The sequence below is a fragment of the Catenuloplanes indicus genome, assembly GCF_030813715.1.
Taxonomy (GTDB): domain Bacteria; phylum Actinomycetota; class Actinomycetes; order Mycobacteriales; family Micromonosporaceae; genus Catenuloplanes; species Catenuloplanes indicus.
On the sequence record NZ_JAUSUZ010000001.1, the window covers coordinates 206,276 to 232,365 of the forward strand.

A 26,090-nucleotide genomic window follows, 5' to 3' on the forward strand; every position below is an offset into this window, starting at 1 on the left:
CGCCGAACCTGACTGTGCGGCGACCGGCGGCCGGACCCGGCCTGCCGAGTGCGCCGACCGTGGATAGTGAGGTGCTGTCATGACCACCAGGACCATCGTCGTCGGGTACGACGGCTCACCCGGTGCCGACGCGGCCCGGATCTGGGCGCTGGACGAGGCCGAACGGTCCGGTGCGGCCGTCCGGCTCTGCTTCGCCCGTGAACGGGCCGGTCTGATGCCCGCGGCCCCGTTCGTGCCCGGCACGGCCGTACCGCCGGAGACGGAGATGGAGCACGCCGCCGCGGTGATGCTCGACGAAGCCCTGCGGGAGGCGGCCAAGACCCACCCCGCGGTGTGCGTCAGCACGGCGGTGCGCCACTTCGGCGCCGGTGCCGCGCTGGTGGACGAGTCCCGGCAGGCCGAACTGCTGGTGATCGGTGCGCACGGCCACAGCAGGTTCACCCACCTCGTCCTGGGATCGGTGTCCATCCAGGTGTCCGCGCACGCGCACTGCCCGGTGGTCGTCGTGCGGGACGTCGTCGAACACGCGGCGGCGACCGCACCGGTCGTCGCGGGCGTGGACGAGTCCGCGTGCGCACCGGCCGTGCTGGACTTCGCGTGCATCGCGGCCGAGGCGCGACGTGTCCCGCTGCGCGTCGTGCGGGCCTGCACCCCCGCGCACGCTACCTGGCTGCCCGCCTCGGACCTCGGCGAGCCCACGGAGGAGGACCGGAACCGGCTCGACGACGCGCTTCGCGGGCACCGGCAGCGGTACCCGCAGGTGGCGGTGACCGCCACGATCCGGACCGGCAGTCCCGCGCGGGCACTGCTGGAGGCGGGCCGCTCCGCGCAGCTGATCGTGGTCGGCTCCCGGGGGCGCGGCGGGCTGAGCGGGGCGCTGCTCGGCTCCGTCAGCCAGCAGGTGCTGCACCACGCACCCTGCACCGTGGCCGTGGTCCGATAACCGGGACCATCGGCCCTGTTCGATGAAAGGTGTCCGGCGCACGCTGGCGGTGACGAACGGACGAGGTGAGGGCCATGACGCACTCCTTCCTGATCACCGTCGGCGTGGCCGGGGCCGAGGGTGGCCGGCACGCACCGGGCCGGGCGGCCGGGCCGCGATGAACACCACATCGCTGGCGCCACCCCGGCTGCTGTTGCACACGCCGCTGCTGCGCAGGCTGGTCGACGGCCGCGTGTGCGAGCTGACGTTCACCGGCCGCACCGGCATGCCGGTGCGCTACGTCAGCACCGGGACGGAGGTCCTGGTGAACGCGCGCGAGGCGGCCCGTGACCCGTGGTGGACCGCGTTCCGGTGCCCGGCCCCGGTGCACGTCTGGCTGGCCGGGGAGCGGCGGTACGGCCACGGCCGGGCCGTCTGCCACGGGCAGCCCGGCTGGGAACAGGCGCGGCTCGTCTACCAGCGGCGCTTCCCGCAACCGCCGGTCGCCGGCACCGACATCTTCGTCGTCATCACGCTGAACCACGCATCGAGTAGGAGGACGAACGATGGCACCGATGGAGATCGTCGTCGGGACCGACGGCTCGGCCGGAGGCGACCGCGCGGTACGCTGGGCCGCTCGTGAGGCCCGGCTGTCCGGACACCCCCTGCGGATCCTGACCACGGTGGACTGGAACTGGACCAGCGGCCGCTTCACCGGCGGGATCAGTCAACGCCAGCTGGCCGAGGAGGCCGCGGCGACGGTCCTGGCCGACGCGCGCCTCTCCGCCCGCGGTGTCGCGCCGGATGTCGTCACACGCTGCGAAGCGGCGGTCGGCGGTCCGGCGTCGGTGCTCATCACGGCCGCGCGGCAGGCCGTCATGCTGGTGGTCGGCAGCCGGGGCCGCGGCGGGTTCGCCAGCCTGCTGCTCGGCTCCGTCGGCCAGCAGGCGGCCATGCACGCGCCGTGCCCGGTCACGGTCGTCCGTGGCAACGCCGACATGCGCGCCGGGCCGGTCACGGTGGGCGTGGACCACGGGCCGGCCGTGGCGGACACACTGGCGACCGCGTTCGGACTGGCGGCCGAGCGGCACGCGGCGCTGTGCGTCATTCACGCGTACCTCGAGCCCGGCACGATGCGCGGCACGACCGTACCCCCGTTGATCTTCGATCCGGAGCGCATCCGGCGCGACGCGCTCGCCGCGCTGGAGCGGGAGATCACGCCGTGGCGGGAGAAGTTCCCCGGCGTCCCGGTCGAGGCGCGCGTGGTCGCCGGCGACGTCCGGCCCGTGCTGACCGAGGCGTCCGCCACCGCGCAGCTGCTGGTCGTCGGCGGCCGGCCCGGTGTGGCCGGTGCGGTGCTCGGTTCGGTGACGCTGCGCCTGCTGCACCACGCCGACTGCCCGGTCGTCGTGGCCCACGCACAGGGGTTCGAGACCGCCCGGGGCTCCTAGGTCCTGTATCGACGTGGATGGCCGGGCTGCGGCGAGGCCCCGGCGCCGTCTGGCCGCACGTCGCAAAAGCCCACATAAAACACCGGTACGAGGGCTTCCGCGCCGCGCACCCGGACGACACCTGGACCACGCCCTCGGCTCGCCGCGATCCACCGAACACGCGCCGGCGCGGAGACCACCGCTGTCCGCCGGCGAGCACGGTGTGCGGCCGCGGGGTGTGGCGCAGGCGGTTTCGGTGGTGACGCGCGAATCGGGGGCACAGCCGTCGCCGGCGACCGTCGCTCCCGGCGCTCGATCAGGAGTGCAGGTCGCGTCGGGTGTAGGCGACTGCCCCACCGATGGCCAGACCGGCCGCGATGGCCGTCATCGTGAGCGTGGCAGTCCATGCGGGGCCGGTCAGTGGTACCGGCGCCAGATGCGCGAACGGCGACAGATTCCTTGTCCACCCGGGTGCGCCGGTGGCTTCGGCGAGGATCAGGAGCAGGAAACCGCCGGTGGCCGGCAGCGTCCCGGCGAGCACGGTCACCCGGGGTGCCGCGCCGGCGGAGAGCACGGCGGCACCGAGGCTGAGCGCGACGACCGGCAGCGTGTTGACGGTGCCGGCCAGCGCCGCGGGCAGCGTCAGCCCGCCGCCGGCCACGGCCACACCGGCCCAGGTCGCCAGCGCCGCGACGGTGAGCAGGATCAGCGCGCCGCCCGCGGCCGCGGCGGTCTCGGCCGTGAGCAGGCGGGTTCGGGTGAGCGGTGCGGCGGCGAGTGAGGTGAGGTGCCGGCCGGTCTCGGCGGCGGCGAACGCGCCCATCCGGGCCGCGGTGAACGCGCCGGCCGGGAGCGCGAGCAGGGCGAAGATGCTGGCGGTGAACCCTTCCACGGTGTGCATGCCGGCGAAGCCGGCCTGCGCCGCGGCGTCGGCGAAGACGGTGTTGCCGGTCAGGAACTCGGTGACCGAGCGTGCGGTCAGGCCGATGAGCAGGAAGTAGGCGCCGATCCCGGCGGCCCAGGCCAGGACCGGCCCGATCGCGCGGCGCACCGCGAACGCGACCGGGCCGCCCAGCAGCCACCGCCTCGGGGCGCGTCCGCCCGCCGGGGCGGTCAGGCCGCCGCCGATGTCCCGCCGGCCGGCCGCGGCCAGCGCGGTCGCGGCGATTCCCACAGTGGCGGCGGTCAGGAGCAGCAGCGGCAGCGGGTCGTCGCGGCCGTACGGGGAGCTGAGGGCGAGCAGCCCGAACGGCGACAGCCAGTGCAGCCAGCCGAGCGCGGCGAGCCCGTCGCCGATCATGCGCAGCAGCAGGCCGGCGCCGAGCACGGCGACGGTCGTGCCGCTGGCCGGGGCCCGGGACGGGAAGACCTGCGCGGCCAGCGCGGCGACCGCGATCGCGAACAGTCCGGCGGCGGTGATCCCGGCGCCGTGGACGATCGCTCCGGCGGGATCCGGTCCGGCGGTCCACAGCGCGGCCGTGACCGCGATGCCGGCCGCTACCGGTACGACCGCGATCACGGCGAGGTGCCGCAGCAGTGCGGCGCGTGGCGTGGACCGGCCGGCCAGCAGCAGGCTCCAGCGGCCGGCGTCCTCCTCGCCGCGCAGGACGCGGGTGGTGGTGAGCGCGGCCCAGACGGTGACGATGACGGCCAGGACGGTGCCGATGCGCCAGACGGTGAAGCCGCCGGCGTGGTCTAGCGCGATCGGGGTGCCGAACAGGGTACGGATCGCCGGGTTCGCCGCGATCCGCGTCAGCCCGGCGGCCGCGGCCGGATCGGCGGTCAGCCCGTCGTAGGTGGCCGTGACCAGGGCCGGCATGCCGGCGGCGAGCAGGAGCACGATGGCGCCGCCGCGGCGGATCTGGCGTGCGGCGAGCCCGGTGATCGCCGCGCCCGGCCGGGCCGGGAGAGTGAGCGCCGGGGCGGTCATCGTCCGTTCTCCGTGCCGTAGTAGTCGAGGAACATCTCCTCGAGGCTGGGTTCGCGGACGGCGAGCGCGGTCACGTCGGCGGCGGCGAGCACCCTCAGTGCGGGCGCGGGTGGACCGGTGAGCGCGAACCGCAGCCGGCCCTCGCCCGTGGTCTGCACGCCGTCGACGCCGGGGATCATGCTCAGATCGGGTGCGCTGCCGGTGTAGTTGATTGTCACTTCGGACCGGTGCAGACCTCGGAGGTCGCTGATCGTGGAGACGTCGGCGAGCCGGCCGGCGCGCAGGATCCCCACTCGGTCGCAGACCGCCTCGACCTCGGCGAGCTGGTGCGAGCTGAGAAAGACGCTCTGCCCGCGCTCACGCGACTCGACGACCGCGGCCCGGAACTGCTGCTCCATCAGCGGGTCAAGGCCGCTGGTCGGTTCGTCCAGCACGAGCAGCGGGGCGCGGGTGGCGAACGCGGCGATCAGCGCGATCTTCTGCCGGTTGCCGGTGGAGTAGGTGCGCGCCGGCCGGGACGGGTCCAGGTCGAACCGGTCGACCAGGGCGTCGCGGTAGGCGATGTCGGTGCCCGGGCCGGTGGCGGCGAGCAGGTGCAGGATCTCCGCGCCGGTCAGCTGCGGCCACAGTGCCACGTCGGCCGGCACGTACGCCAGGTGCCGGTGCGCGCGGGCGACGTCGGCCGCGTCGACGCCGGCGATCAGTGCCCGCCCGGCGGTCGGGCGGGCCAGGCCGAGGATCATGCGGATCGTGGTGGATTTCCCGGCGCCGTTCGGGCCGAGGAAGCCGAAGACCTCACCGGCGGCGACGTCCAGGGTCAGGTCGTCGACGGCGGTCAGCCGGCCGTATCGTTTGGTGAGGTGGATGGTGCGCAGCACGGACTCGTCCATCGGAGGAGGCCCTTCCGGTCGCAAGCGGATCATGACCGCCGACCAGACTTCCCGGCACACCTGTCGCTCACGGTACTCCCGCCCGCACCCGCCGGGAAGTGTCAGGTGCGAGACTCGCCCTGGTACACGTCCGGCACGCCGTCCGCGTCGGCGTCGCGTTCCTCGATCTCGTGCAGCCGCCGGTAGTGCCGGTTGCGCAGGCGCAGCACCACGGTCGCGAGCAGCGCGGACAGGAACGAGCCGGCCAGGATGCCGATCCGGGCGTGCTCGTCCTTCTCGCTGCCGGCCCCGAACGCGAGTTCGCCGATCAGCAGCGACACGGTGAAGCCGATCCCGGCCAGCAGCGACAGGCCGAGCACGTCCCACCAGCCGAGCTGGTCGCCGAGCGTGGAGCGGGTGAACCGCTGCACCAGCCAGGTCGCGCCGAGCACGCCGATCGCCTTGCCGGCCACCAGGCCGGCGATGATGCCGATCGTGACCGGGTCGGCCATGGTCGCGCCGAGTCCGCCCGCGCCGGCGACGGAGACGCCGGCGGCGAAGAACGCGAAGACCGGCACCGCCACGCCGGCGGAGAGCGGCCGCCAGCGGTGCTCGAAGTGCTCGGCCAGGCCCGGTCCGTCGCCGCCGGCCCGGCGGATGACCGGGACGAGGAAGCCGAGCAGGACGCCGGCGACGGTGGCGTGGACGCCGGAGGCGTGCACCAGCGCCCACGCGGCGGCGGCCAGCGGCAGCAGCAGCCACCAGGAGCGGACCCGGCGCTGCACCAGGAACCCGAACAACCCCAGCGGGACGAGCGCGGCCGCCAGCGGCAGCAGCTGCAGCGAGCTGGTGTAGAACACCGCGATGATCAGGATGGCGAGCAGGTCGTCGACGACCGCCAGGGTGAGCAGGAACGTGCGCAGCGCGGCCGGCAGGTGCGAACCGACCACGGCGAGCACGGCGAGCGCGAACGCGATGTCGGTCGCGGTCGGCACCGCCCAGCCGGACAGCGCGCCACCCTCGGCGGTCGCGTTGACCGCGGTGTAGATGATCGCGGGCACCGCCATGCCGCCGATCGCGGCCGCGATCGGCATCACCGCCCGGCGCGGGTCGCGCAGGTCACCGGCGACGAACTCGCGTTTGAGCTCCAGCCCGGCGACGAAGAAGAAGATCGCCAGCAGCCCGTCCGCCGCCCACTGCGCCAGCGTGAGATCCAGGTGCAGCGCGTGCGGGCCGACCGTTATCTCGCTCAGCGTGCGGTAGGCGTCGTTCCACGGTGAGTTGGCCCAGATCAGCGCCAGCACGGCAGCACCGAGCAGCAGCGCGCCGCCGACGGTCTCCGCGCGCAGGATCTCGGCGATCCGCCGGGCCTCGGGCCAGCTGCGGCGGCCGAACAGGTGACGGGCAGGACGTGGCCGCAGATCGGACATGAGACTCCTTCAGGAAGGCACGGCGAATCCATCGCCGACCAGCCTTCCCGGCACACCTGGACCCAACCTACCGTGCGCGGCCGGCCGGTGCAGAGGCCACAGGTCACCGGCGGACGCCCGCGACGCGCTCCAAGGCGTCGGCGGCGTCCGCGGCACCGTTCTCCGCGCGGATCCGCTCGCCGAGCCGCCGCGCCGCCTCCGCCATCCGCGGATCGCGGGCGGCCTGCCGGATCGCGGCGCCGAGCGCGGCCGCGTCCAGGCGGGTCTGCGGCACCGGTGGCGGGGCGACGCCGAGCCGGTGCATGCGCCGGCCCCAGAACGGCTGGTCGGCCACGAACGGGCAGATCACCTGCGGCACACCGGCACGCGCGGCGGCCGCGGTGGTCCCGGCGCCGCCGTGGTGGACGATCACCGCGCACCGCGGGAACACCACCTCGTGCGGCACATCACCGGCGACGAACGCATGCCGGTCGGAGACGAACCGTTGCAGACCACCCCAGCCGCCGGCCACGACCCCCGGCAGACCAGTCAGGTCGAGGGCCTCCAGCACGGTACGGGTGACGGCGGCCGGGGCCGGGCCGGCCATGCTGCCGAACCCGACGAACACCGGCGCCGGCCGGCCGTCCAGCAGCGCCCGCACCTGCGGTTCGAGCGTCCCGCCGGCGGTGGTGGTGGCCGGTGGCGTGAACCAGTAGCCGGTGACCTGCGCCGTAGCGGGCCAGTCCGCCGGGCGCGGCAGGACCGCCGGGCTGACCGCGTGCAGCACCGGCGCCGGCCCGCCGTCCGGGCGCCGCGCCGGATCGTGCCGGCCACGCCGGCGCGGCAGCCCGAGGCCGGAACGCCACCGGTCGACGGTGCGGCCGAACATCAGCGCCGGCGCCTGCATCCCGGCGTAGGTGGCCCGGTTCAGCCGGCCCGGCAGCCGGTCGGAGACGTCCTGGCCCGGCCACGGGAACTCCCGGGTCGGCACGTACATCGGCAACGGCAGCCCCAGCACGGCGGGCACGCCGAGCTTCTCGGCCACGTGCTGCCCGGCGATCACCTGACCGTTGTGCACGATCACGTCCGCGCCGGCACCTTCGCCGGTCGAGGCGGCCTGCCAGCAGTCGTCGAGAACCCGGCCGAACATCGCCGGCATCCGCCGCATGAGCGCCGCCTTCCCCCGGATCCCGCCCTTGGCGACGTCCTCGACGCCCGAACCGTCGTCTAGCACCCGCAACGGCCCGTCGTCGAGCACAGCGAAGGGCACGGCGTGGACGGCGGCCAGTGCGGCGAATCGCGCAGGTGCCGCGACGAGCGCTTCGTGACCGCGGTGCCGCAGGTGGTGGGCAAGGGCGACGAACGGCTGCACGTCGCCGCGGGTGCCCAGCGTCAGCATCAGAACCTTCATGGGTGAGCCCTTCGCCGCACGCAAAATGTCGCGCCGACCAGACTTCCCGGCTCACCGGCCGCCAGCGTACGCCCACGACCGCCTGTCGCGCAGCATGGCGGCGCTGACCCAGCACAGTCCGCACGCCGTCGACGGCAGCCGCGATCCGAGGACGCGGCCCGGCAACAGGCCGGCAGCATGGCGCGCACGGCGAGGTGGGGCCGACATGCGCGCAGAGACACGGCGGCGCCCACCGGTGACTCCCGGTGGGCCGCCGTCGCGCCGCTACCGGCGGGTGGCGCCCGCGGCCTCCGGCCGTAGCTGCGGACGCAGGCGCAGCGCGGTCGGGAACGCGGTGAACGCGAGCTTCTCGCCGACCTTCCCGCCGTCCGGAGCCATCCGGAAGTCGCGGCAGGCCAGCCCGACGACCAGGGTGGCCTCCAGCAGCGCGAGGTTGTGGCCGGGGCAGAAACGTGGACCGGCGCCGAACGGGAAGAACGGCTGGGCCGTCATGGTGCCGAACCAGCGCTTCGGGCGGAACTCGTCCGGGTCCGGGACCGCGCGGGCGCCGTGCGAGAGCAGCAGCAGGATCGACTGCCCAGCGGGCAGGCTGAGGTCGTAGCCGGTGCCGTGCAGCACGGTGTGGCGGGTGGGCCGGAACCCCATGACGGGTACGACCGGCCGCAGTCGCAGCGACTCCTGGATCGCCGCGTCGGTGTGGCGCAGCCCGCGCAGCGCCGCCGGATCGGCGGGCGGGCCGAACTCGCGGAGCACGGTGGCCGCCTCGGCGCGTACCCGTTCCTGGGTGTCCGGGTCCTCGGCCAGGTGGTGCAGCGTCCAGGCGATCAGGGACGAGGTGGTGTCCTGGCCGGCCAGCATCATGGTCAGCACGTTGCCGACCAGCTCCTCGTGGGTGAACTCCCGCTCATCGTCGAGCGGTGCGACGAGGGCCTCCAGGAAGGTGGCCGGTGCCGCGCCGGTCGCCATCCGCGCGCGGGCCTGCGCATGACGTTCCCGCACCAGCGCGCCGACCTCGCGGATCGTGGCCTCGCGGCGCCGGTCGCGGGGGAGCGTGACGAACCGGTGCAACGGCACCGGCGCGTACAGCCGCCGCCCCACCTCGGGGAACAACTCCGCCAGCCGGCTGTGCAGGCCGTCACCGGCGGTGCCGAGGGAGTTGAGATCGTGGCCGATGGCCAGCGCGGTGGACACGTCGAGGGTGAACCGCCGCACGTCGTCCAGCACGTCCACCGGCGCACCGGCCTGGGCGGCGGCGGTCCATCGGGCGTGCAGCCGCGCCGCGGACCGGGCGACGGCGGTGAAGTAATCCCGGAGGTAGGCCCCGCTCAGACTCCGCGCGGCCATCTTCCGCAACCGCCGCCAGGTCGCCCCTTCGGCGCCGAACACGCCGTCGACGCCGAGGCTTTCGAGGACCGGCCCGACCCGGGTACGGGTGAAGCCGTCCGGCCGGTCGCGCAGCACCGCCTCGACGATCGGTCCGTCGCCGCTGACCACGATCGGCATCTTCCCGAATCGCAGCAGGTAGGTCGGGCCGTACTCGTGCGCCCACCGGTCGTAGACGCGGTGGCCGGCACGGTCGGTGCGCATCTGCACCAGATTCCCGACCATCGGCAGCGGCCGGGGGCCGGTCAGGTCGTCGACGGTACGAACGGGGTTCACGAACACTCCTCCAGCGGTGCCTGTGGTACCGCCCCACTGCACACGCCCAGCATCAACGACGGGTGGACAACGGCTCGCCGCGCCGCCTCAGCCGGAACGGGCGACGCGGATCAGATGCCCGAGAATCACGGATCCTGCACTCCGGCGGTGCGCGGAGGTGGACTGAGCGTACGGGCCACGGTCTGGGCCTTCACCGGGCCTGCGACGGACCGAGGGGGGACAACCTGGCCCCCGCCGTCGACGATGACCCGCCCGAAGATGGATCATGCCCCGCCCGGTACGGGCGGGGCCCGCCGATACTGCCGGAGGGGCCTGCTTCGATGGATTCGCTACTCATGGACAAGTCGCTGATCAGCGACGCCGTCACCACCGCCGCGATAGCGTCGGACGACCGGGACTGGGCCCGGTTCCGCTCTCTTCTCGCCGACCGGGTCCACTTCGACGCCTCCCGGCACGTGGGAGGACCGCCCACCGAACTGGCGGCCGAGGATTTCCTCGCCGGACCCGCCGCGGTCCTCAGCGGTTTCGACGGCACGCAGCACGCCCTCTCCAACATGCTCGTCACGGTGGACGGCGACGAGGCACAGTGCCGCGCCGACATGGTCGCCTACCACTACATCACCGAGGACGACGGCACGCTCTCGCACGTGACGATGCGCGGCCGGTGGGAGCTCGGTCTCCGGCGCGTCACCGGGCGATGGCTCATCACCCGATGGGCCGTGATCCCCACCGCGCCACTCGACGGCGACGCCGGCCTGTACGAGCGGGCCGGCGCCCGAGGCGCCTCCGCGGCCTGATTACCCGGCCGCTCAGTTCTCCTTCCGTCCCGCGCCGCCCGAGTCCGCGACGGATCCACACGCGTCGCGTGCGGCGCGCGGCGGCAGCCCGAGACCAGGCCGGGCGGCGCATCAGCCGGTTCGCCGGGCCTGGTCTCGCCGCGGTCACCACCAGGCTGAGCCTGCCCGTCGCCTCCGCGCCGGTCGAGGGCAACGTCAACCGGATCGAGACGACCAAGCGGCAGTCGTACGGCCGCGTCGGGTGATCGTTCAGCCTATCTTCCTAGGAAGCGGTACGCGGTGTGCCGGACGGGGGCCGCACCACCGGCGGCCGGCGTGAACGGCCGTGGCCGAAACGGCATTCGATGGTCGGCTCACCCGGAGAGGGCAGCGCTATGGCGAAATCCGCGCAGGTCGCGAGCCATTCGGCTAATGTGAGTGAGCGCTCACCCGATTGGAGGCGGCATGACGATCGTGACCGCGGCGGGCTTGACCCGCCGTTTCGGCAAGCTGACAGCGGTCAAACCGCTCACGTTCGACCTGCCGGCCGGAAAGGTGATCGGCTTGGTGGGCCCGAACGGCTCCGGCAAGTCGACGCTGATCCGAATGCTGCTGGGCCTGATCAGGCCCAGTGGGGGAGATGCCATGGTGCGGGGCGAATCGATCGGTTCACCCCAGCGGTATCTCGGTCGTGTCGGAGCACTGGTCGAGAACCCCGCCTTCGTTCCTGGCCTGTCCGCGCGAGCCAACCTGGAATCACTGGCCCGCCTGCGTGGGTTACCGAGTGCGCGCGTCGACGCCGTGCTGCACACGGTGGGTCTGGCCGGCCGTGATCGCGAGCCGGTCAAGCGCTACTCGCTCGGCATGAAACAGCGGCTCGGCATCGCGGCGGCGCTGCTGCCGGATCCGGCGCTGCTGATCCTGGACGAGCCGACCAACGGACTCGACCCCTCCGGCATCGTCGAGATTCGCTCGCTGCTGGCTCAGCTCGGCACGGCCGGGCGTACGGTGGTGGTCTCCTCGCATCTGCTCAGCGAGATCGAAGCGATTTGCGAGCATCTCGTGGTCATCAGGTTCGGGGAGTTGCTGTACAGCGGCCCGATCGCCGGCTTGCTGACTTCCGGCAGCCAACACGTCGACCTGCGCGCGGAACACGATGCCGACACCGAGCGACTGGCCACCGCCCTGCGCACGCAGGGCTGGGAGGTGTTCACCAGCACGGCCGGCGGTGTACGGGTGTCGGCAGGCGCACACGACGCCGCCCCGATCAACCGCGCGGCCCATGCCGCCGGCATCACTCTTCGCAGTCTGAACGTCGTCCAGGATTCCCTCGAGGACGTGTTCCTCGCGATGACCGGCGACACGGACCAGCAGCTCATGGCCGCCCGCGCCACCGAGGCCCAGCGAGGAGGCCGGTGATGGTGATCGACATCGTCAATGCCGTACGCAGCGAACTGGTCCGGACCCGTCGCAAGGGTCTCGTCATCGGCTGGCTGGGCCTCACCGTACTGGCCGCCGTACTGATCAACGTCGTGATGTTCCAGGTGGTCGACACCGCTGAAGCCGTGCCTGCCGCGGGCCCCGGCGTCACCTTTCCCACCGCCGAGGAACTGGCCCGTCCCGAGGGCCTGGTGGCCGGGCTCGGGGCCGCCGCCAGCATGTTCGGGGTGATCACTCTTTCGTTCTGGGCGCTGATCACGGCTACCGACTACCAGACCGGGCTGATCCGGCTGCTCGTTTCCGCGCAGCCGCGCCGGTGGATCCTGCTGACCAGCAAGATCATCGCTCTGGTGCTGTGGACGGCGGCGGTGACGACCGTCGCCGTCATCGCTGACCTGGTCGTCGCCCCGGCGGTGGCCGGCGGTTCCCGCATCGACGTGTCCGCCTGGCGAGAGAACGTGCCGGCGACCCTGGCCGAGGGCTGGCTCAATCTGTTCTGCGCACTCGTGGTGTGGGGGATCTTCGGACTTGCCGTGGCAGTCGTGGCCCGATCGAGCGCCATCGCCATCTCTGCCGGGGTGGGTTACGTTCTCGTCGTGGAGTCCGTGATCCGGGCTGCAGCGGACAGCCTCGGCGACCGGCTACCGGGAAGCACCCTGTCCGCACTGGCTCAGGGCGGCGACGCCACCCTGAGCTATGGGACCGCCCTGGCCCTGGGCGCTGCCTACACTCTCGTGAGCATCGGCATCGCCCAGATCGTCTTCCACCGGCGCGACATCACCGATTGACGGCCGGCATCCGAGAACGCCGCGAGAGAAGGAGAGTGCACGAGGTTGGCCGCACGTGGTGATGCAACGCGCGACAAACTGCTCGACGCGACCATCCGGCTGGTTCGGGAGGTCGGGTACACCCAGACGACCACGCGTGCCATCGCTCAGGCCGCCGGGGTCGCCGAAGGTACGCTGTATCGCCACTACCCCGACAAGGCCGGCCTGCTCGCGGCCGCGATCAGCAAGCGGAGCGCCCCTGTCCTCGCCTGGGTCCGGGGGCTGCCCATGAAGGCCGGAACAGGTACTCTCGCCGGCAACCTGACGGATTGCCTGACCCGGCTCGCTACGCTGCGTGCCGATATCGTCCCGTTCGAGCTGGCGATCCTCACCGATCCGGAACTCGGCCGCGCGGCCGCCGCGGCACACGCAGCCGAGCCCGGTCCGCCCGAATTTCTCACGCAGTACCTGCACGCCGAGCAGCGGCTGGGCCGGATCCGGGCCGACGTCGATCCGGGCAGGATCGCCGTGGTGCTACTGGCGACGCTCTTCGGCCTCGCCGTGCCGGCGCCACCAGCCGTCGATGCCCTCGGCGACAGCTGGCCGGACGTCAGCGATGCCGTCGCCATGATTGTCGAAGGAGTCGCCGCCCGCCCCGCCACGAGCGAGCCTCCCAGGAAGGTCTAATTAGGAGCGCGATGCCGAGGCCGGCCCCGGTGATCGGAACGGTCTTGTTCGCCGGGTCGGTCATGCGTTCCCCCGGTCGTGAGCGCCAATGTCGGTGAGCGCGGTGGTGGCCTGCCACAGCCTCGTGGCTGTGGCAGGGTTCCGGGCGGCGCGGCTGGGCTTGTGGACCACGGGGTGACCGGTGAAGTGGAACAGGCCGCCCGGGCCGACATATGCGTTTCCGGGCACGTCCTGGGTGGCCGCGTAGAGGATCGGCAGCGCGGCGGGCTCGACGTCCTGGACGAGGGCCGGGAAGCGGTTGACGACGTTCAGCCACGAATGCGCGTTGAGTTCACTGCGCACGACGCCGGGGTGCGCGACGATCGAGCGGACGGGGCTGCCCTCGGCGGTCAGGCGGCGCTCCAGCTCCAGTGAAAAGAGGATCATGGCGAGCTTGGACGCGTTGTACTTGTCGAGCATCGTGCGGAACCCGGGGTTGCGCCAGTCGAGGTCGTCGAGGCGAAGTCTGCCGAAGCGGTGCAGCTGGCTCGAGACGCTGACGACGCGGTCGGTCACCCGGGGCAGCAGCAGGTTGGTGAGCACGAACGGGCCGAAGTAGTTGGTCGCCGTCTCCACGTCGAGGCCCTGCGCGGTCCGCGCCGCCGGGATGCGGGCCACCCCAGCATTGTTGATCAGGACATCGACGCGGCCGGTGTACGAGTGCGCGAACGTGCGCACCGAGTCGAGGTCGGAGACGTCGAGCTGCTGGAACTCGAGGTCGCCGCCGGTGCCGGTCAGCGCCCGGCGTGCCTTCTCCACGCTGCGGACGGCGACCACCACGTGGGCGCCGGCCCGGGCGAGTTCGCGGGTCACGACGAGGCCGATGCCCCGGCCGCCTCCGGTGATCACCACCGTCCGGCCGGTCAGGTCCGGCATCTGGTCCGCGGTCCATCTGGTCATGAGGTGTCCTCCGTCATCGGGCGTTCGTCATGCGACGCCGACCAGTAGAAGAGACCCCGGGCGCCGGATTAAGTGCCCGCTCAGCCTTTGACCGCCAGTACCTGGTTAACCGCGGCGGTCGGGCCGATCATGGGAGCAGGTACACGACGACTGAGACCGGGGCCCGATGGAAGACGACACGCTTGATGGTGACGGCCTGGCGGCCTTTCTGCGCGGTCGCCGGCTGGCGCTGCAGCCGGAGGACGTCGGGCTTCGGCGCGGGCCCCGGCGGCGTACCAGTGGACTGCGTCGGGAGGAGGTCGCCGAGCTGTGCGATATGTCGGTCGACTACCTGACCCGTCTGGAGCGTGGCACCAAGTCGAAGCCGTCCCAGCACATGGCCGCCGCGCTCGCCCGGGGGCTGCGCCTGACCCCGGAGGAGCGTAACCACCTCTTCCTGCTCTGCGGCCTCCGTCCCGAAGCGCGTGATCCCCGGGACGCGCACATCAGCCCCGGGCTGTTGCGTGTGATGGACCGGCTCCAGGACACGCCGGCGGAGATCGTGGGCCCGCTCGGCGACACGCTGCAGCAGACGCCGCCCGCCGTGGCCCTGCTCGGCGACGAGACCCGCCACACGGGCCCGGCGCGCAGCGCCTTCTATCGGTGGTTCACCGACCCGGCCGCGCGCGCCCGATACCTGCCCGAGGACCACCAACTACACAGCCGCGTGTACGTGTCGATTCTGCGTGCCGCCGCCACCGCCCAAGGGGCCGGATCGTCGGCCGCCGTGCTCGCGGCCGGGCTGCAGCGGTACCCGGAGTTCGCCGAGTTGTGGCAGCGCCAGGAGGTGGGCCTGCGGTGGAGCAGCGCGAAACGCTTCGTCCATCCCGAGGTCGGGCGCATCGATCTGTACTGTCAGACGCTGTTGGACCCGGATGAGGGCCAGTCGTTGCTGATCTTCACCGCCACGCCCGGCACGGAGAGTTATGACAAGCTGACGCTGCTGGCCGTGCTGGGCACCGACAGATTCGCCGGCTCTGACGCGTGAGCCGCATGTCCGACAACACCGCAGCCGCGGCGTGCAGGCGGGGCAGCGGTCGAGCCAGGCCTCGACTGGGTCCCCGCCCCGGGAAGAGGAGGCGCTGATCTTCTCTTCGTCCTCCGCCGGCGACGCTGCATCCTCCGGATCCTCCGCTCCCGGGCGGGCGGCGTGCTCACGGCTGCTCGATGATGTCGGCCAGGGCGCTCGGTTTCGGCCTCGTGGAGGGCCGCCACCGGCTGCGCGCACGCGACTGACTTCTCCGGGCGGGCGGTCGATGGCCGGTGTCGACAGCACTCGCAGGCCGGCCAGTCCCACATCGTCGCCCTTCCACCCACGCAACCCCATGGTCGACACTGACGTTGTCGCCGGCCGGGGGGTTACCGGTCGGCGGCAACGCGACGGTCAACCCGCGGTCAAGGTTCCCATGCCGTAGGTGGAGCCATGACCGATCCGGCTGATTGACACCGCGGGCGCGCAGCAGGCGAGCCGGTGCAGCAGCGTGGTGTCCGGGATGGCTATGCCGGGACGATGATCCCGCCGGGCTGGATGGATACCGTGACGCCGATCTCCTGGGACGCCGCCGCGGCGAGCACCGCGTCGGCCTCGGTGCGGCCTCGGGCAGGCGGGTCGATGTAGTCGCCGTGAACAATGATGCCGTCGAAGTCGGCCGTGACGCCCGCGGTCGAGTTGATCGTGAAGTTGGCGAACGGCCCGCGGCCGCTGAGGCCGTGGAGAGCTTTTTGTCCGCGGGTGAGGTCGGCCAGGCTGTACTTGCGTTGCCGGACGGTCACGGTGATGCCGAGCTGGGCTGCCTTCTCCGTGATGGCCTTCTGCGTCTGGTTCGCCTCACCGTGCCAGAGCAGGATCGTGGAACCTGTCTGTGCGTCGTTCACCGAGGCCACGTAACCGTTCGCGTGCACGTCGGGTTGGGTGAGGATCCAGGTGTTCAGGTCGGAGAGCCGGTTCTGCATCACGGTGCTGTCGGGCCGCGTGGCGGGTGCGGGCTCGGCGGCCGCGCCGGCCGTCACTGCCACCCCCGTGAGCACGGCCGCGGCCAAAATCGTACGGCGACTCCACCGCTTCACCGCCGGGGGAGCCGACGGGTCGCCGGCTGTCTCGCTGAAGGCCATGTTCTTCCCCTGTCGAGGTATGGATCGGGCGGGCCGGCAGGTGGCGCTCACCACGTGCCGGCCCGCCCAGGGATGCGGATCGGCAGTCACCGGGCCGGTACCTGGAACGGCCCGGACGATGGTACGCATGCTGGTAAACAGAGGGTCGCGCTGCGAACGCCGCCGTCGCGGACCGGGCCGCCGCAGGGTGACAGCACCGCGGAACGCGTGGCTCCGCCGGCTGTAGCGCGGCGGCCCGGGCCTGCGCGCACACGCTTCCGGATCGTCACGATCGGTAAGCGTGCCGTTTGCCCCCGGACCCTGCCGCCGGTACGGTGCCCCGTCACCCAAGGTGTAGCCTCCGCGGACGCAAAAACGCTGATCAGGGGGCTGGAGCAATGGCCGGATTACGCCGTACCCCTGCCGCTTGTGGTGTTGTGGCCGTTGCGCTGTCGTCCGGATGCACGCCGGAGAGATTCACCGAGACGTCACCCCCGTGGCGGGCTGGCCGTGGTGACCGCGTCCGGCTGCGCGGAACCTGCCGTTCCACGCGGAGACCGACGCCCAGGGGAGGCTGCGGATGTTCTCGTTCGGCCTGCCCGAGCCGCCGGAATACGGGCCGGACACGATGAGCCTAGCATCCTAGGAAGCGTTGAACGGTGTGCCTCACGGCACCCATAAAACCCAAACAAGGACGGCTTCGCCGACAAGCCCGAAGAACGTGACTTTGCGGAGCGGGTCGCGCCAGCGGTGCTGCCCTCGGCGGATTGACCGCCGTCTGCTGGCCGGCGAACGCGACGCCGGGGCCCGTGACGGCGTGCGTCAGGACGGGCGCCGGAAGGGCTGTGCCAGTGCTGCCGGCCGTCGTTGCCGGGTGGTGAACAGCAGCATGGCGAGCAGGGCCAGCAGGTACGGTGCCGAGATCAGCAGCTGCGAGTTGACCGTGTACCCGAGGGCGGGCAGGGCCAGGCGCAGCGCGTCGGCGAGGCCGAACAGGGCGCAGCCGGCGAGGGTGCGGCCGAGGCGCCATCCGCCGAAGATGACCGCGGCGATGACGAGGTAGCCGCGGCCGGCGGTCATGTTCTGGTTGAAGGAGCCGACTTCGCCCACCGCGAGATAGGCGCCGCCGAGCCCGGCGAGGGCACCGCACCACAGCAGCGCCTGCCGTCGCCGCAGGTTGACCCGGATGCCGGTCATGTCCGCGGCCTGTGGGTTCTCGCCGGCGGCGCGCAGTTCCAGTCCCCAGCGGCTGCGTTCGACCAGCCACCAGGTCAGCGGGAGCAGCGGGAGGAGCAGGTAGACCGGCCAGCGTTCGGTGAACAGTGGCGTGCCGAGTACCGGCAGGTCGCGCAGTACCGGCACGCTGACCTGCGCGACCTGGTGCCGGCCGAGTTCGCCGACGGTGAGCAGGTAGCTGGTCAGGCCGAGGACGAGTGCGTTGAGGACGAGCCCGGCGACGAAGGTGTTGATGTGCCAGCGGTGCGCGAGTGTGCCGTGGGCCAGGCCTACGACCGTGCCGAGCGGTACGCCGGCGAGCAGCCCGGCGGTGGCGCTGCCGGTGAGGCCGGCGACGGCGATCGCGCCGAAGGCGGCGCCGAGCATCATCGCCTCGACGGAGACGTTGAGTGTGCCGGCGCGTTCGGCGACGTATTCGCCGCAGGCGGCGAACGCGAGCGGCGCGGCCAGCCGGATGCCGCTGGAGAGGATGGTCTCCAGGTTCGCGGCGATGCTACTCATGTGACCACCGGCCGGCGACGAGTGCGAGTGTCAGTAGTGCCTTGACGACGTCGACGAGGTAGGGTGGCACGCCGGTCGCGGCGAGGAAGCTGCCGCCGGCGCGCAGGGCCGCGAAGAGTGCGGCGACCGGGATGGTGAGCAGCGGCCGGTTGCGGGCGATGAGTGCGACCAGCAGGCCGTCCCAGCCGATGTTGATCGAGAGGTCGGGTTGCAGCCGGTTGGTGCTCAGTGGGCTGGTCAGCAGCACGGCGCCGGCCATGCCGGCGAGCGCGCCGGAGGTGGCCAGGGCGGCGGCGTTGACGGCGGCGACGGGTACGCCGGCGTGCTGGGCCGCTGCCGGGTTGAGTCCGGTCATCGTCAGTCGCAGTCCCCATCGGGTCCGGTCGAGTGTGACGGCGGCGAGCAGCGCGGCGGCGAGTGCGACGGCGAGCCCGAGGTTGAGTTGCAGCGCGGGGTGGTCGCCGAGCGAGCCGAGCAGCGCGGCGGGGGGCAGTGTGTTCGACTGGGGTAGTGCGGCTGCGGCGCCCAGCCGGGATTCCTGGAGCAGCCAGGGTGTGGTGACCGCGTATGCGACCGCCTGTTGTGCGAGGAATGTCGTGAGCAGTGTGCTGACCGCGATGTCGACGCCGCGGAGGCGGTGCATGAGTGCGCTGAGCCACGCCCAGGTGCCGGCGGCGAGTGCGGCGGCGAGCAGGACGACGAGTGGCAGGGCGGGTTCGGGTGCGGCCAGGCGTAGTCCGGCGGTGGCGCCGGCGAGCGCGCCGATGAGCACCTGGCCTTCCTGACCGATGTTGAATGCGCCGGACCGGGTGCTGCAGCAGGTGCCGACGGCGACGAGCAGGAGCGGCGCGGCGTACAGCAGGGTTTGGCTGATGGCGGTCGGGTCGCCGAGGCTGCCCTGGATCAGTGCTTGCAGCGCTGCGGTGGGGGAGCCGCCGGTGGCGGTGATGAGCAGGGCGGAGAGGGCCAGTGCCGCGGCGGTGGTCGCGGCGGGTAGCCAGGGTTCGGTGCGGGTCATGTGGCGCCGCCGATGAGCAGGCCGAGCTGTTGCGGGTCGGCCTGTGCGGTGGGCAGCTCGCCCACGATCCGGCCGTGGAGGATCACGGCGAGCCGGGTGGTGAGTGCCAGGAGTTCGTCCAGGTCGGTGGAGATGATCAGGACGGCGATGCCGTCGACGGCGCAGCGGCGTAGGCGGGTGTACAGGTCTTCGGCGGCGCCGACGTCGAGGCCGTGGGTGGGCTGGGCGGCGACCAGGACCCGGGGCCGGCCGGAGAGTGCGCGTGCCAGTACGACGCGTTGCTGGTTGCCGCCGGAGAGGTGGCGTAGCGGTGTGTCGAGGGAGTGGGTGGTGATGCCGTACTCGTCCACCAGGGCCTGTGCCTGCCGGTGCAGGCGCCGCCGGTCGATGAGTACGCGGCCGCTGACGTCGCCGAGCCGGGTCATGAGGAGGTTCTGGGCCACGTTGAGGTCGGCGATGATGCCGGTGCGGTGCCGGTCCTCGGGCACGATGCCGAGGCCGGCGGCGGTGAGTGCGCCGGGCCGGTGCAGGTCGACGGCGGTACCGGCGATCTCGACCGTGCCGGCGTGCGGGACGGTCAGTCCGCTGAGGATGTCTTCGAGTGTTTTCTGGCCGTTGCCTTCGGGGCCGTACAGTCCGGCGATTTCCCCGGGCTGGACGGTGAGGTGCAGGTCGTTGAGGCCGGGCGGCACGGTCAGCCCGGTGAGCCGCAGTGCTGCTCCCGGTGCTGCCGGTGCTGCCGGTGGGGTGGGGTGCGGGGGTGTGCCTGGTGTCGTCGTCTCGCGGTCGATCATCTGCCGGGCCAGTTCGGTCTCGGTGGTGGCGGCTGTGGTGCGGCGCAGGACGACTCGTCCGGCGCGCATGACGGTCACCCGGTCGGTGGCTGTGGTGATCTCGGTGAGTTTGTGGCTGATCAGGACGACGGCGCGGTCTTCGGCTGTGACGGCGCGGCGCAGGACGGTGAACAGTTCGGCTGACTCGGCCCGGGTCAGCACGGATGTGGGTTCGTCCATGATGAGTACGGCCGGGTCGCGTCGCAGGCATTTGATGAGTTCGACGCGTTGCCGTTCGCCGGCTGACAGTGTGCCGACGGGGGCGTCGGGGTCGATGACGAGTCCGTAGTGTTCCGCGACCGCGCGTACGCCGGCCCGGGCCGCGGCTCGCCGGACCGGTCCGGGGTCGCCGAGCACGACGTTCTCCCACACGGTGAGTGGGTCGATCAGGCTGAGGTGCTGGTGCACCATGCCGATGCCGTGTGCTGCGGCGTCCCTCGGCCCGGTGATGGTGACGGTGTGGCCGTCGCGTGCGACGGTGCCGGCGTCGCGTGTCTCGAGCCCGAGCAGGATGCGCATCAGCGTCGATTTGCCGGCGCCGTTCTCGCCGAGCAGGCCGTGGATCTCGCCGCGTTCGACGGTCAGGTCGACGTTGTCGCAGGCGATCACCGTGCCGTACTTCTTGGTGATTCCGCGTAGGCGCAGGGCCGGTTCAGGAGCCAAGCTTCTGCACCTCGGCCGCCGGGTCGATGGTGCCGCGGCCGATGTCGGCGATGAACGCCGCCAGTTTCGCGTTCTGTTCGGGGGTGCCGTTGCAGAGTTTCACGGTCGGGTACGGGTCGACGCCCAGCTGCCACGTCTTGGTGATCCCCATCTGCAGCGTGCCGGCCGCGTACAGCTGTAGTGCGGCGGCGAAGTAGTCGCCGGGGTCGAACAGCACCGAGATGTCGAAGGTGGGGCTGGTGGAGGTGCACCGGTCGGTTCCGGGGGTCAGCGTGATCGCGCCGGCGGAGTTGGCCAGCGCGGTGGCGACGTCGGTCGCGCCGCCCAGGTACGGGTAGATCGCTCCGGCTCCCTGGCTGAGCTGTGCCTGGGTTGCTTCCCGGGCTTTGCCGGAGTCGTCGAAGTCGCCGGTGTACGTGGTGACGAGCGTGGCGTCCGGGACGAGTTGGCGGATGCCGGCCAGGAACGCGGACGAGGCGATTTTGGTGAAGTCAGCCTCCGGGCCGGTGACGAACCCGGCCTTGGTGCTGTTGCGTGTCTGCATGAGCAGGCCGGCGGCGTACCCGGCGACGAGCATCGACTGTTTCGGGTCGTCGCTGGACAGCATGATCTTCGGGGTCTGTGGGACGTTCGCGGAGGACGGCACGTACCAGGCGGTGGTGGCGCAGACGGCTTCCTCGGAGGCCGGGATGGCGTCCTTGAGTTCGCTGGCGCCGATCGCGACCATGTCGGCGTGCTGTCGGCACAGGGCGCGGGCGGCGGTGAGTGCCTCGGAGACCGGCACGCTGCCGCGTTTGATGACGGTCCAGCCCTGCGCCGCGGCGAATGCCTCGGCTTTGACCACGAAGCTTTCGTAGTAGCCGTTGTCGTTGATGTCGCCGGGGCTGAGCACCCCGATGATGACCTTGCCGTCGCCGTTGACGTCGGGTGCGCCGGGCAGCAGGGTGCCGGTGCTGCTGCCCGGTGCCGCGGACGGTGCCGGGGTCGCGGTCTCGTCGTTGCTGACACATGCGGCGAGCGCGGTGGTCGTGGCGGCGGCGGTGATCAGTGCCAGTGTTTTCCTCACGGACGCAGTCAAACTCATCCCCGTCGATTCTGTAAGTCCGTTGTGGATATTCGTGGTTCACCGGTGTGGTTGGTGCAGGTCCGGTAGCCGTGCGGTGAGCACCTGCAGTGCGATGCGCGCCTGGGCCCGGGCCGGTGCCGCGCCGACGCAGGTGTGCACCCCGGCCCCGAAGCCGAAGTGCCGGGCAGGCTTGCGCGTGACGTCGAATTGCCCGGCGTCGGGGTAGTGCTGCTCGTCGCGGTTCGCGGACGCGAACACCACCAGCACGTCCGCCCCCTGCGGGATCTCGACGCCGCCGATGGTGGCGGCGCGGGTGGCCCGGCGGAACATGGTGCGGATCGGCGTCCGGAACCGCAGCACCTCCTCGACCGCGCCGGTGATCAGCTCCGGCCGGCGGCACAGCAGCGCCCACTGCTGCGGGTGGGCGGCCAGGAGCGTCACGGCGCTGCCGATGAGGTCCGCGGTGGTGATGTGCCCCGCACCGAACGCGCTGCTGATCGTGGTGACCAGTTCCGCCTCCTGGTCGGCGGTCAGTGGCCCGTCGCCGTCGGCCAGTGCGGCCGTGACGTCGCTGATCAGGTCGCCGTTCGGTGCCGCGCGCCGCCGGTGGGCGTACCGTGCGACGAGGTGCTGGTACGCGACGACGGCCCGGGCGTCGGCCGCTTCGTCAGCCTCGGTGAGGTCGGTGACGCCCAGCCGGAACGACGCCTCGCTGCCGTCGCGTGCGGTCGGCACGTCGCCGGGTGCGAACCCGAACATCTCGGCTGCGGTCCGCAGCGGCAGTGGCTTCGCGAACCGGGTGATCAGGTCGGTGCTGCCGTCCGTGGCCAGCCCGTCGACCAGGGTCTCGGCCCGTGCCCGTACGCCCGGCTCCAGGTCTTTGATCCGGCCGGGTGCGGTCAGGTGCCGCGTGTACGGCAACCGTAGCCGGCGGTGGGTGTCCCCGTCGGACGTGACGTTGTCCGCGCGCGGTGCGAACCCCTCGGCGAGCGCGGTCAGCGTCGCCGGGTGCAGCGGCCGGAACGGCCGCAGGCTGTTGACCGAGGAGAAACCCGCCCAGTCCTTGACCACGGCCTGGACGTCGGCGAACCGGGTCACCAGCCAGGCGTCGATGCGCGGTGCGTAGAGCACCGGTTCCCGGCGGCGGGCCTCGGCGTAGAAGGGGTACGGGTCCTCGGCGTGTGCGCCGAGCGGGTCGTAGCTCTCCGCGAGATCACTGACCACGTGGCGGCTCCTCGGGTGACTGCCGGTCCATCGAGAGTGAACCATGGCCGGGACGCCGGGCAACAGTGCCGCCGATTCCGTCGTGGACGAGGACGACGGCCGGGAGCGGAGGTGGTTTACTCCCCTGAAACCAACTCCGATTCGGGGGTGTCGATGGCAGGCAACGGTCGCGCGGGCAAGGAGTTCGGTGTCTTCCTCCCGATCGGCAACGGCGGCTGGATGATCTCCCGGTCGGCGCCGCACCCCGAGGCGACCTACGCCTACAACCGCCGGGTGGCGCGCGACGCCGAGGCGATCGGGCTGGACTTCATCATGTCGATGGCGAAATGGAAGGGCTTCGGCGGCAGCACCGACCACTGGGGCCGCACCCTGGAGTCGATGACGATGATGTCGGCGCTGGCCGAGGCGACCAGCACGGTCGGCATCTGGGCCACCGTGCACGCGAACGTGTTCCATCCCGCGCTCGCCGCCAAGATGTTCACCACCCTGCAGGACGTCTCCGGCGGCCGGGCCGGGATGAACATCGTCAACGGCTCCTACGCCGCCGAGTTCGCCCAGATGGGCCTGTGGGACCCGGCCCTGTCGCACGACGAGCGCTACCGGATGACCGAGGAATGGCTGATCGCGGTCCTGCGGCTGTGGACCGAGGACACCGTGACGATGGCCGGTGACTTCTTCACCCTCCAGGACTGCGAGTCACGCCCGCACCCGGCGGTCCGGCCGACGCTGATCAGCGCCGGCCGGTCGGAGAAGGGCCGCGAATTCCAGGCACGGTACGCCGACGGCGCCTTCCTCAGCGCCGACAACCTCGACCAGATGCGCGACTACTCCCGCGCGGTCCACGACCGGGCCGCCGACCTCGGGCGCACGATCAAGACCTACTCGATGCTCACCGTCGTGCTCGACGAGACCGACGCGGCCGCGGCGGCCAGGGCGGCCCGCTACGCCGTCGGCCTCGACAAGGTCGCCCTGGCCGGGATGCGCGCGTCGTGGGGCATCCCGGCCGACGCGGCACGCGCCTGGGCCGAGGGCGCCCCCGGGGCGGAGGCGTTCCAGACCGCGTACGTGACCGGCCGCCCGGAGACGATCACCGAGCACATCACGCACATCATGACGGCCGCCGAACTGGACGGCCTGATGCTGATCTTCCCGGACTACCACGCCGACCTGCCCCCGTTCGGCGAGTCGGTCCTGCCCGCCCTCCGCCGCAGCCTCACCTGACCGGCGGGGGGTCAGGTGAGGTGGGGCAGAACCGTGGCGAGCTCGGCCCACTGCTGTGCGGGGATCTGCTGGCCGGGGGTGATGACGTGCAGCGCGACGTGGTCGGCGCCGGCGTCCAGGTGTTGCTGGATCCGGGTCCGGACGGCTTCGAGGTCGCCCCGGGCGACGAGTGCGTCGATGAGGCGGTCGCTGCCGCCGGGCACGAAGTCGGCGTCGGAGAATCCGAGGCGGCGCAGGTTGCCCTGATAGGTGTGCAGGCCGAGGAAGAAGCCGATGCCGTCCCGGGCGATCTCGCGGGCCCGGCTCGGGTCGGTGTCCAGGACGACGGTCAGGTGCGGGGCGAGGAGGGCGTCGCCGCCGAGGTTCTCCCGGTAGCCGGCGGCGGCCTCGGCCGGTACGAGGAACGGGTGCAGTCCTGCGGTCCGGGCTCCGGCGAGCGTGGCCATTCTCGGTCCGAGTGAGCCCAGAAGCCGGCGGTGCCCGGGAAGCGGCGCCGGTGCGTCATCGAGGACTTGGAGGTAGCTGTCCATCTCCTGGACGGCCGTGCTGAACGGCTTGCCGAGGGCACGGGCCACTTCCGGGGCGCTCACGCCCAGTCCGGTGAGCAGCCGGCCGGGGAAACGCGACTCGACCGTGGCGGCGTGGGCGGCCAGTTCGGCGGGTTCCTGCTTCCAGATGCTCTGTACGCCGATGACGACGGACGCCTGCCGGGTGGCGTGCAGGAGACGTTGCGCGTCGGTGAACACCGGGCCGCCGTCCAGCCCGGGAATCCACAACGCGCGGAACCCGGCCTCGTCCAGATCATGCGCGGCGTGTTCGATCGCCTGGGCGGGAGCGGTGCGCAGCTGCATGCTCCACACACCGGCCCGGCCGAGCCGTTCGCGCCACCGCGCACGGTTGCCGTGGGCGCTTGTTGCAGCGCCGCTGTCGTTCGATGCTGTCCTCGGGTCACCGGTCATGTGATCGTCCTGCCAGTCATAGATGTGGGGCGGTGTGGGGGTGCGGGGACGACCCCGGTCGGCCGCGCGCACCCCGCGGCCGACCGGGTCTCCGAGCCAGGGCCGGTATCGACGCGGGCGGCACCTTGACCACGCCTCGCTCCGGCCTTCACGTCGAGACCGGGGCTAGATGGCGGGGAGTTCGCCGCCGTCGACGTTCAGGCTCGCCCCGGTGATCCACTGGGCTCGGTCCGAGGCGAGGAAGGCGACGGCCTCGGCGATGTCCCGCGGGTCGCCGGGGCGGCCGAGCGGGATGCCCGCGGTGATCGCGGCGAGCTCGACGCCCATCGCGTCGGCGAAGTTCTGGCGGATCACGTCGGCGCCTGGGGTGAGCACGTTGCCGGGCATGATCGTGGTGACGCGGATCCCGGCCGGCGCCAGCTCCGCGGCGAGCGCCTTGCCGTAGGTGTTGAGCGCGGCCTTCGCGGCGCCGTAGTGCGCCAGCGGCGGGCCGGGCAGGATCGCCGACCCGGAGGAGATGTTGACGATCACGCCGCCCGCTCCGGCCTCGCGCAGCGCCGGCAGCAGCGCGTTGTTGACCCGCACGGCGGACAGGTAGTTGAGGTCGAGCGCGTCGCGCCATTCCTCGTCCGGGATGGTCGCGATGCCGCCGAGGTGAGTCCGCGCCGCGGCCGCGTTGTTCACCACGATGTCGACGCCGCCGAGCTCGCGCAGCGCTGCCGCGGTGAACGCCTGAACGCCGGCGAGCGTGCTGATGTCGCCCTGGATGAAGGTGGCGCCCTTCGGCGTCTCGCCGGTGGCGTTGCGTGCCGTGGTGACGACGCGCGCGCCGCCGTCGAGCAGCCGCTGCACGACAGCCGCGCCGATACCGCGCGAACCGCCGGTGACGATCGCGCGCTTGCCGGCGAACTCGGTGAGGTCTGCTGGAACAAGGGTTTTGAACATGCGTTCAGAATAAGCATGTTCTGGAACGCACGTCCAGAACTTTTTTGGAACCAGC

Annotated in this window: 24 protein-coding genes; 10 read left to right on the plus strand and 14 right to left on the minus strand. The window is 72.1% G+C overall.

The window, feature by feature from the left end; all coding sequences use genetic code 11:
* Positions 1–79 precede the first annotated feature (79 nt).
* From J2S42_RS01215 to J2S42_RS01225, 3 genes are all read left to right on the plus strand, one after another.
* Complete coding sequence (locus J2S42_RS01215) at positions 80–943, plus strand: universal stress protein (RefSeq protein WP_307234315.1); 864 nt, start codon at positions 80–82, stop codon at positions 941–943.
* Between the two features lie 157 nt (positions 944–1,100).
* Positions 1,101–1,565 carry a hypothetical protein gene (locus tag J2S42_RS01220; protein ID WP_307234316.1) on the plus strand — a complete coding sequence of 155 codons (465 nt, stop codon included), beginning with the start codon at positions 1,101–1,103 and terminating at the stop codon, positions 1,563–1,565.
* Entirely contained in the window at positions 1,498–2,373 is an 876-nt protein-coding gene (locus tag J2S42_RS01225) for a universal stress protein (protein WP_307234318.1), read from the plus strand. Before J2S42_RS01220 ends, J2S42_RS01225 begins: the two co-directional genes overlap by 68 nt.
* Positions 2,374–2,668: 295 nt before the next feature.
* Here J2S42_RS01225 and J2S42_RS01230 read toward each other — a convergent pair whose 3' ends face one another.
* The 5 genes from J2S42_RS01230 to J2S42_RS01250 all read right to left on the minus strand — a co-directional run bounded on the left by J2S42_RS01230 (position 2,669) and on the right by J2S42_RS01250 (position 9,630).
* Entirely contained in the window at positions 2,669–4,282 is a 1,614-nt protein-coding gene (locus tag J2S42_RS01230) for an efflux permease Rv1217c-related protein (RefSeq protein ID WP_307234320.1), read from the minus strand.
* Positions 4,279–5,172: an ABC transporter ATP-binding protein gene (locus J2S42_RS01235; RefSeq protein WP_307234322.1), complete on the minus strand. Its 894-nt coding sequence runs from the start codon at positions 5,170–5,172 to the stop codon at positions 4,279–4,281. The genes J2S42_RS01230 and J2S42_RS01235 overlap by 4 nt, the downstream gene beginning before the upstream one ends.
* A 101-nt stretch (positions 5,173–5,273) precedes the next feature.
* Positions 5,274–6,581: a Na+/H+ antiporter NhaA gene (gene nhaA / locus J2S42_RS01240; protein WP_307234324.1), complete on the minus strand. Its 1,308-nt coding sequence runs from the start codon at positions 6,579–6,581 to the stop codon at positions 5,274–5,276.
* 103 nt (positions 6,582–6,684) lie between these two features.
* Positions 6,685–7,971, minus strand: a complete 1,287-nt coding sequence (locus J2S42_RS01245; RefSeq protein ID WP_307234325.1) for a glycosyltransferase — start codon at positions 7,969–7,971, stop codon at positions 6,685–6,687.
* A 264-nt stretch (positions 7,972–8,235) separates the two neighbouring features.
* A complete protein-coding gene (locus J2S42_RS01250; protein ID WP_307234326.1) occupies positions 8,236–9,630 on the minus strand; it encodes a cytochrome P450 in 1,395 nt (464 codons plus the stop codon).
* 320 nt (positions 9,631–9,950) lie between these two features.
* On the opposite strand from J2S42_RS01250, the gene J2S42_RS01255 reads away from it, so the two are divergent.
* The 5 genes from J2S42_RS01255 (at position 9,951) to J2S42_RS01275 (ending at position 13,300) form a co-directional block, all read left to right on the plus strand.
* Positions 9,951–10,427, plus strand: a complete 477-nt coding sequence (locus J2S42_RS01255; RefSeq protein WP_307234329.1) for a nuclear transport factor 2 family protein — start codon at positions 9,951–9,953, stop codon at positions 10,425–10,427.
* A gap of 68 nt (positions 10,428–10,495) precedes the next feature.
* The gene (locus J2S42_RS01260) at positions 10,496–10,672 is read left to right on the plus strand and encodes a hypothetical protein (RefSeq protein WP_307234331.1); all 177 of its coding nucleotides are present in this window, start codon (positions 10,496–10,498) and stop codon (positions 10,670–10,672) included.
* A gap of 199 nt (positions 10,673–10,871) precedes the next feature.
* Positions 10,872–11,825, plus strand: a complete 954-nt coding sequence (locus J2S42_RS01265) for an ABC transporter ATP-binding protein (protein ID WP_307234333.1) — start codon at positions 10,872–10,874, stop codon at positions 11,823–11,825.
* Positions 11,825–12,634, plus strand: a complete 810-nt coding sequence (locus J2S42_RS01270; RefSeq protein ID WP_307234335.1) for an ABC-2 transporter permease family protein — start codon at positions 11,825–11,827, stop codon at positions 12,632–12,634. The genes J2S42_RS01265 and J2S42_RS01270 overlap by 1 nt, the downstream gene beginning before the upstream one ends.
* Before the next feature lie 45 nt (positions 12,635–12,679).
* Positions 12,680–13,300, plus strand: coding sequence for a TetR/AcrR family transcriptional regulator (locus J2S42_RS01275; protein WP_307234337.1), 621 nt, complete (start codon positions 12,680–12,682; stop codon positions 13,298–13,300).
* 60 nt (positions 13,301–13,360) lie between these two features.
* Here the strand turns inward: J2S42_RS01275 and J2S42_RS01280 are convergent, their stop codons facing one another.
* Complete coding sequence (locus J2S42_RS01280; protein WP_307234339.1) at positions 13,361–14,239, minus strand: SDR family NAD(P)-dependent oxidoreductase; 879 nt, start codon at positions 14,237–14,239, stop codon at positions 13,361–13,363.
* Positions 14,240–14,405: 166 nt separating this feature from the next.
* Between J2S42_RS01280 and J2S42_RS01285 the strand changes: the two genes are divergently transcribed.
* Complete coding sequence (locus J2S42_RS01285) at positions 14,406–15,266, plus strand: helix-turn-helix transcriptional regulator (protein ID WP_307234341.1); 861 nt, start codon at positions 14,406–14,408, stop codon at positions 15,264–15,266.
* A 509-nt stretch (positions 15,267–15,775) separates the two neighbouring features.
* Here the strand turns inward: J2S42_RS01285 and J2S42_RS01290 are convergent.
* From J2S42_RS01290 to J2S42_RS01315, 6 genes are all read right to left on the minus strand, one after another.
* Entirely contained in the window at positions 15,776–16,519 is a 744-nt protein-coding gene (locus J2S42_RS01290; protein ID WP_307234343.1) for a hypothetical protein, read from the minus strand.
* Positions 16,520–17,191: 672 nt separating this feature from the next.
* Entirely contained in the window at positions 17,192–18,106 is a 915-nt protein-coding gene (locus J2S42_RS01295; protein WP_307234345.1) for an ABC transporter permease, read from the minus strand.
* Positions 18,099–19,124: an ABC transporter permease gene (locus J2S42_RS01300; protein ID WP_307234346.1), complete on the minus strand. Its 1,026-nt coding sequence runs from the start codon at positions 19,122–19,124 to the stop codon at positions 18,099–18,101. The genes J2S42_RS01295 and J2S42_RS01300 overlap by 8 nt, the downstream gene beginning before the upstream one ends.
* Positions 19,121–20,620 (minus strand): ABC transporter ATP-binding protein, encoded by a 1,500-nt coding sequence (locus tag J2S42_RS01305; protein ID WP_307234348.1) that lies wholly within the window; start codon positions 20,618–20,620, stop codon positions 19,121–19,123. Before J2S42_RS01305 ends, J2S42_RS01300 begins: the two co-directional genes overlap by 4 nt.
* Entirely contained in the window at positions 20,610–21,686 is a 1,077-nt protein-coding gene (locus J2S42_RS01310) for a BMP family ABC transporter substrate-binding protein (protein WP_307234351.1), read from the minus strand. Before J2S42_RS01310 ends, J2S42_RS01305 begins: the two co-directional genes overlap by 11 nt.
* Positions 21,687–21,743: 57 nt before the next feature.
* Entirely contained in the window at positions 21,744–22,910 is a 1,167-nt protein-coding gene (locus tag J2S42_RS01315; protein WP_307234353.1) for a cytochrome P450, read from the minus strand.
* 153 nt (positions 22,911–23,063) lie between these two features.
* Between J2S42_RS01315 and J2S42_RS01320 the strand changes: the two genes are divergently transcribed.
* Positions 23,064–24,131, plus strand: coding sequence for an LLM class flavin-dependent oxidoreductase (locus J2S42_RS01320; RefSeq protein ID WP_307234355.1), 1,068 nt, complete (start codon positions 23,064–23,066; stop codon positions 24,129–24,131).
* 11 nt (positions 24,132–24,142) lie between these two features.
* Here the strand turns inward: J2S42_RS01320 and J2S42_RS01325 are convergent, their stop codons facing one another.
* Positions 24,143–25,090, minus strand: a complete 948-nt coding sequence (locus tag J2S42_RS01325) for a TIGR03620 family F420-dependent LLM class oxidoreductase (RefSeq protein ID WP_307234357.1) — start codon at positions 25,088–25,090, stop codon at positions 24,143–24,145.
* A gap of 165 nt (positions 25,091–25,255) precedes the next feature.
* Positions 25,256–26,035 (minus strand): SDR family oxidoreductase, encoded by a 780-nt coding sequence (locus J2S42_RS01330; RefSeq protein WP_307234359.1) that lies wholly within the window; start codon positions 26,033–26,035, stop codon positions 25,256–25,258.
* Positions 26,036–26,090 lie beyond the last annotated feature (55 nt).